Origin of the sequence: Streptomyces sp. CBMA123 (assembly GCF_014596465.1) — a bacterium.
Classification (GTDB): Bacteria; Actinomycetota; Actinomycetes; order Streptomycetales; family Streptomycetaceae; genus Kitasatospora.
Genome location: NZ_MECK01000301.1, coordinates 45054 through 51074, shown reverse-complemented (window position 1 = coordinate 51074; position 6021 = coordinate 45054). Strand labels below are relative to the sequence as shown.

Here is a 6021-nt window from a genome sequence, read left to right as displayed (position 1 = left end):
CTCGGCGCGGGCGCCGGGGCCGCCGTGCTGGCCGGCGGGGCGTTCAGCCTCGGCGCCGAACCGGCCGTGGCCGGCGACAGCCACCAGTCCAAGACCGGGGCCGTCCCGTTCCACGGCGACCACCAGGCCGGCATCACCACCCAGGCCCCCGGCTACGCGGCCTTCCTCTCCTGCCAGGTGATCGCCCAGGACCGCAAGGGCCTGGAGGACCTGTTCCGGACCCTCACCGAGCGGATCCGCTTCCTCACCGCCGGCGGCACCCCGCCCGACCTCGGCGTCGGCGCCCCGCCCTCGGACAGCGGCACCCTCGGCCCCACCGTGCCCACCGACAACCTCACCGTCACCGTCGGCGTCGGCGCCTCGCTGTTCGACGACCGCTACGGGTTGGCCAAGGCCAAGCCGGTCAAGCTGACGCCGATGAAGACCTTCCCCAACGACAACCTGCAGCCCGGCGAACTGCACGGCGACCTCTCGCTGCAGATCTGCGCCGACCAGCAGGACACCGTGCTGCACGCGCTGCGCGACATCACCCGGCACACCCGCGGCGCGATGCAGATCCTCTGGCGGATCGACGGCTTCCAGAACCAGTCCCGCCCGGACGGCGCCCAGCGCAACCTGCTCGGCTTCAAGGACGGCATCGTCAACCCGGACACCAAGTCCGCCCGCGAGATGGACAAGCTGGTCTGGGTCACCGACGGGATGGGCGAGCCCGCCTGGGCCACCGGCGGCAGCTACCAGGTGATCCGGATCATCCGGATGCTGATCGAGTTCTGGGACCGGGTCAAGCTCAGCGAGCAGGAGAAGATGTTCGGCCGCCGCCGCGACACCGGCGCGCCGCTGGACGGGCACCAGGAGAACGACGCGCCGGACTACGGCAAGGACCCGGACGGCAAGGCGATCCCGCTCAACGCCCACATCCGGCTGGCCAACCCGCGCACCGCCGACACCGACACCTCGCGCATCCTGCGCCGCGGCTTCAACTACGACCGGGGCGTCGACAAGGCGGGCAACCTGGACATGGGCCTGGTGTTCTGCTGCTACCAGCAGGACGTGGTGCGGCAGTTCGAGGCCACCCAGACCCGGCTGATCGACGAGCCGCTGGTGGACTACATCTCGCCGACCGGCGGCGGGTACTTCTTCGTCCTGCCGGGCGTGAAGGACACCGCCGACTGGCTCGGGCGGGGGCTGCTGGCCGCCGTCTGAACGTGACCCCCGAACGGGCCCGGTGCGCTCCCGCGCGCCGGGCCCGTTCGTCGTGTCCGGCCGCCTGAGGCGGCTGAGCCGCGTCGGCCGCCTCAGCCGTCTCGGGTGCCTCAGCCGCCGAGGGTGAAGCCGATCACCGCGCCGCCGCCGTCGCGGTTGGCGGCGAAGGCGGTGCCGCCGTGTGAGCGGGCGACTTCGGCGACGATGGCCAGCCCCAGGCCGGATCCGGGGAGGCTGCGGGCGGCGGTGGCCCGGTAGAAGCGGTCGAAGACCCGGTGGAGGTCGGCCTCGTCGATGCCCGGGCCGCGGTCGCGGACCTCGACGCGCGGGCCGCGCGCCACCACCTCGATCGGGGACGTCCCGGCCGGGTCGAACTTGGCCGCGTTGTCCAGCAGGTTGCCGACCGCGCGGGCCAGCGCGTCCGGGCGGGCGATGACGACGGTGGCGTCCGCGAGCACGGTGATCTCCCGGTCGCTGCGCCGGCGGGCCTGGGCGGCGGCCTCCCGGACCACCTCGGCCAGCAGCACCTCGACCGGGTCCTCGTCCGCCTTGCGGTCCGCCGCCAGCGCCACCAGCTCCTCCACCAGCTGGGTCAGCTCCCGGGCCTCCTCGGCCAGGTCGGCGAGCAGTGCGGTGCGCTCGGCGGGCGGCAGCCGGTCGATGCTGGGCAGGACCGAGAGGTTGGTGCGCAGGCTGGTCAGCGGGGTGCGCAGCTCGTGGCCGGCGTCCTGGACCAGACGGCGCTGGTTCTCCTTCGCGGTGGCGAGCCGGACCAGCATCCGGTCGAAGGCGCGGCCGAGGCGGCCCACCTCGTCCGTTCCGGAGGCGGGCACCGGGACGTCCAGCCGGCCGCTGGCGGCGACCCGTTCGGCGGCGTCGGTGAGCCGGACCAGCCGGCCGGTGATCCGCCCGGCGACCAGCCATCCGGCGCCGCCCGCGACCAGCACGACGGCCGCCACCACGGCCACCATCTGGTGCCGCAGCACCTCCAACAGCTCCTCGATGTCGTCGAGTTGCTGGACGATCTGGACCGCGCCCCGGCCGCCGCCGAGGGACACCACGCCCACCCGGCAGGTGACGCCGCCGAGGTGGCGCACGTCCGTCACCGTCCGGGCCGGGGCGTCGGCGCCGGCCAGCTCGCGGTCGTCCGCCGTGGTCGGCAGGTCGAGCCGGGCGGTGCCGGGGAGGATCGTCCCGGTGGCGTCCAGGGCTTGGGCGGTGACCCGGATCGGGTGCAGCAGCTGCTCGCTCAGCCCGCCGGGGCCGTTGAAGTCCCCCGGGTAGAGCTTCTCGCGGTCGACCTGGCCGCTGACGGCGTGGACGGCCGAGTTGAAGTCGTCCGACTCGTCGTCCCGGATCAGGGCGGCGGCGGCGTGGTAGCCGAGTGTGCCGATCACCACCGCGACCAGGGCCGCCATCGCGGAGAAGGCGAGCGAGAGGATGGTGCGCAGGCCCGGGCGCGGCAGGCGGGGCGGGCGGCCCGCGGGGCCGGTCACGGCTCGCGCAGCGTGTAGCCGACGCCGCGGACGGTGTGGATCAGTGGGGAGAGGCCGGGGCGGTCGAGCTTGCGGCGGAGGTAGCCGATGAACACCGCGAGGTTCTTCGAGCCGGGGCCGAAGTCGTAGCCCCAGATCCGCTCGTACAGGGTGGTCTGGTCCAGGACGGCGCCGGCGTTGCGGGTGAGCAGCTCCAGCAGGTCGAACTCGGTGCGGGACAGCTCCAGTTCCCGGCCGCCGCGCCAGGCCCGGCGGGCCGGCGGCTCGAGCCGCAGGTCGGCGACGGTCAGCACGTCCTGGGTGGACTCGGCGGGCGGGTTGCGGCGCAGCAGGGCGCGCAGGCGGGCGAACAGCTCGTCCACGTCGAAGGGCTTGACCAGGTAGTCGTCGGCGCCGGCGTCCAGCCCGGCGATCCGGTCCGGGACCTCGACCCGGGCGGTGAGCATCAGCACCGGGATGCGGTCCCCGGCGGCGCGCAGCCGACGGCAGACCTCCAGGCCGTCCGGTGCGGGCATCATCACGTCGAGCACCAGGACGTCCGGGCGCTGCTCGGCGAGGACGGCCAGGGTCTGGATGCCGTCCGCGGCTATCCGCACCCGGTAGCCCTCCAGCGTCAGGGCGCGGGTGAGCGAGTCGCGGATGGCGCGGTCGTCCTCGGCGATCAGCACGGTATGGGTCATGGGGGAGATTCTCCCTGGCGTGCTCACGGCAGTGGAGGGCCGGGGGCAGGGTTCCGGATGGCCGCGGGTTTCGCGCGCCGCTTCGTGGGCGTACGGTGGCCACACGGTGGCGCGCCGGTGGGCGGGCCCGGTGCGGTGGGCCGCCGGTCCGAGTCGGTGCGCACCGCCGGAGGCCGAGATGGCAGATCCGATGGCAAGGCGGATGGCCTTCCTCACCACGCCACGCGCCGAGCGGGCGCGGCGGGACGCCGAGGAGCGGCTGGGGGACTGGCAGGAGGTGTACCGGCCGGGGACACCGCTGCCGCTGGTCAGCGGGCAGGCGGCCCGCTGCATGGACTGCGGGCTGCCGTTCTGCCACGCGGCCTGCCCGCTGGGGAACCTGGTGCCGGAGTGGAACCGGCTGGCGGCGGACGGGGACTGGCGGGCCGCGGCCGCCCGGCTGCTGGCCACCGACAACTTCCCGGAGTTCACCGGGCGGCTCTGCCCGGCGCCCTGCGAGAGCGCCTGCGTGCTGGCGATCGACGGGGCCGCCGTCACGATCAGGAACGTCGAGCTGGCGATCGCCGACCGGGCCCGGGCCGAGGGCTGGGACCGGCCGCAGCCGCCCGAGCGGCCGGAGCCGGGCGGTCGGGTGGCGGTGATCGGCTCGGGCCCGGCCGGGCTGGCCGCCGCCCAGCAGCTGACCCGGGCCGGGCACGCGGTGGTGGTGTACGAACGGGCGGACCGCGCGGGCGGGCTGCTGCGCTACGGGATCCCGCCGTTCCGGCTGGAGAAGCACCGGCTGGAGCTGCGGCTCGACCAGCTGCGGGCCGAGGGCACCGAGTTCCGCACCGGGGTGTGGGCCGGGCGGGACGTCACGGGCGAGCGGCTGCGGGCGGAGTACGACGCGGTGGTGGTCGCGGTGGGTGCCGGCGCCCTGCGGGAGCCGGGGGCGCCCGGGCGCGGGCTGGCCGGGGTGCACCCCGCGATGGAGTACCTGACCTGGGCGAACCGGGTGGACGAGGGGGACGTCGCCGCCTCGCCGCTGTCCGCGCGCGGGCTGCGGGTGGTGATCGTCGGCGGCGGGGACACCGCGGCCGACTGCCTGGGGACGGCGCTGCGCCAGGGCGCGGTCTCGGTCACCCAGCTGGACATCAACCCGTGCCCGCCGGAGCGGCGGGCGGCGGGGCAGCCCTGGCCGGTCCACCCGAAGGTGTACCGGGAGACCACCTCGCACGAGGAGCTGGCGAGCGGGGAGCGGACGTCGGCGGGCGGCGGGCGGGTGTTCGCGGCGGTCACGGTCGGGTTCGAGCCGGGCCCGGAGGGGCGGCTGGCGGCCGTCCGCTTCGCCGAGGCCGCGCCGGACGACCGCAGCCCCCGGACGGGCACCGAGCGGGTGCTCCCGGCGGAGCTGGCGCTGCTCGCGCTGGGCTTCACCGGGCCGGAACCGGACCAGCCGCTGTACGCCCAACTCGGCCTGGGCATCGGCCCGGAGGGCACGTTGGAGCGGGACGAGGGCTTCGGCACCGCCGCCGACGGGGTGTTCGTCACGGGGGACGCCGGGCGCGGCCAGTCGCTGATCGTCTGGGCGATCGCCGAGGGCCGGGCGGCGGCCGCGGCGGTGGACCGCCACCTGCGCGGGCGGACCGATCTCCCGGCGCCGATACGGGCGACGTCGCGGGCCCTCACGCTCTGAGGACCCGCTCCGTCGCCGCTTCTCAGCCGAGGCCGAGGACCGACAGCGCGGTGGTCCAGTTGGTGGCGACGGCCTGCTGGGCGGGGACCAGGGAGACCTGGTGGTTGCAGACGGCGCGGTAGAGCTTGTACTCCACGGTGTCCTTGTCGGTGGAGGTCAGGCCGCTGGAGTCGGCGGAGTAACGCGGCTCGGGCCAGAGGTTGTTGGGGTCGGTGGGGTTGCCGCCGAGGGAGAGCGGGATGAAGTGGTCCTCCTCGTAGTCCGCCGTGTTGGTGTCGGCGTAGCCGTACTGGGCGATCTGCTGGACCTTCAGGCGGTTGGTGTACGAGGTGGAGGGGCGGATCGAGGTGCTGTAGCCCGGGACGCAGATGGTGGAGTCGATGGTGTCCTGGGTGACGTCGGGGTTGGTGGCACCCGGGGTGCAGGCGGAGTCGGGCAGCGGGAGGTAGGCCTGCGAGCAGCTGACGTCGAGGGTGGCGCCGGTGTGGGCGGTGCTGGTGCGGGCCGGGGCCGCGTGGGCGGTGCCGGCGGTCGCGAGGGCGGCCGCGGCGAGCACCACGGTGGCGACGGCGGGGGCGAGGCGGTGGGTGCGAAGCATGGGGGAGCTCCCTGTCACGGGCCCGGCACGGGACGCCGGGCGGTGTGTGTCCATGTCACCAGTGGTGGATCTATGCGGGTAGACAGGGGGCGGTGAACGATTGACGAAACGTCGGTCGACACGGTCGGGGCAAGAGTTCGCTTGACGCGATCCGGACAGGGGGCGTGCGGGCCGGGCGTGGGGAGTGTGTCGGGCGCGCCCGCCGGTGCGCACCTCCGCGCAACGCCGTGCGCTCCGCGAGCCGTTCGGGTGCGGCGCGTCCCCCTCGCCGCCCCGGGTAGGTGGCGGGCAGCAGACGGACGGGGGGACCGCCATGCCGGACCGACTTCCCGGTGAACCCGTGCAGGGTGAATCCGGACAGAGTGAACC

Annotated in this window: 5 protein-coding genes; 2 read left to right on the top strand and 3 right to left on the bottom strand. The window is 75.0% G+C overall.

Going from position 1 to position 6021, the window contains the following annotated elements:
- A partial coding sequence (gene efeB / locus BG452_RS28195) for an iron uptake transporter deferrochelatase/peroxidase subunit (RefSeq protein ID WP_188307170.1) occupies nucleotides 1-1203 on the top strand: 1203 nt, incomplete at its 5' end.
- 110 nt (nucleotides 1204-1313) lie between these two features.
- Here the strand turns inward: efeB and BG452_RS28190 are convergent.
- Both BG452_RS28190 and BG452_RS28185 read right to left on the bottom strand, forming a co-directional pair.
- Complete coding sequence (locus BG452_RS28190; RefSeq protein ID WP_317621260.1) at nucleotides 1314-2699, bottom strand: ATP-binding protein; 1386 nt, start codon at nucleotides 2697-2699, stop codon at nucleotides 1314-1316.
- On the bottom strand, nucleotides 2696-3379 hold the full coding sequence (locus tag BG452_RS28185) for a response regulator transcription factor (protein ID WP_188307169.1): 684 nt from the start codon (nucleotides 3377-3379) through the stop codon (nucleotides 2696-2698). The genes BG452_RS28190 and BG452_RS28185 overlap by 4 nt, the downstream gene beginning before the upstream one ends.
- Nucleotides 3380-3569: 190 nt before the next feature.
- On the opposite strand from BG452_RS28185, the gene BG452_RS28180 reads away from it, so the two are divergent.
- Nucleotides 3570-5054, top strand: a complete 1485-nt coding sequence (locus tag BG452_RS28180; RefSeq protein WP_411293035.1) for a glutamate synthase subunit beta — start codon at nucleotides 3570-3572, stop codon at nucleotides 5052-5054.
- 22 nt (nucleotides 5055-5076) lie between these two features.
- Here BG452_RS28180 and BG452_RS28175 read toward each other — a convergent pair whose 3' ends face one another.
- Nucleotides 5077-5652, bottom strand: coding sequence for a hypothetical protein (locus tag BG452_RS28175; RefSeq protein ID WP_188307167.1), 576 nt, complete (start codon nucleotides 5650-5652; stop codon nucleotides 5077-5079).
- Nucleotides 5653-6021: the final 369 nt, after the last annotated feature.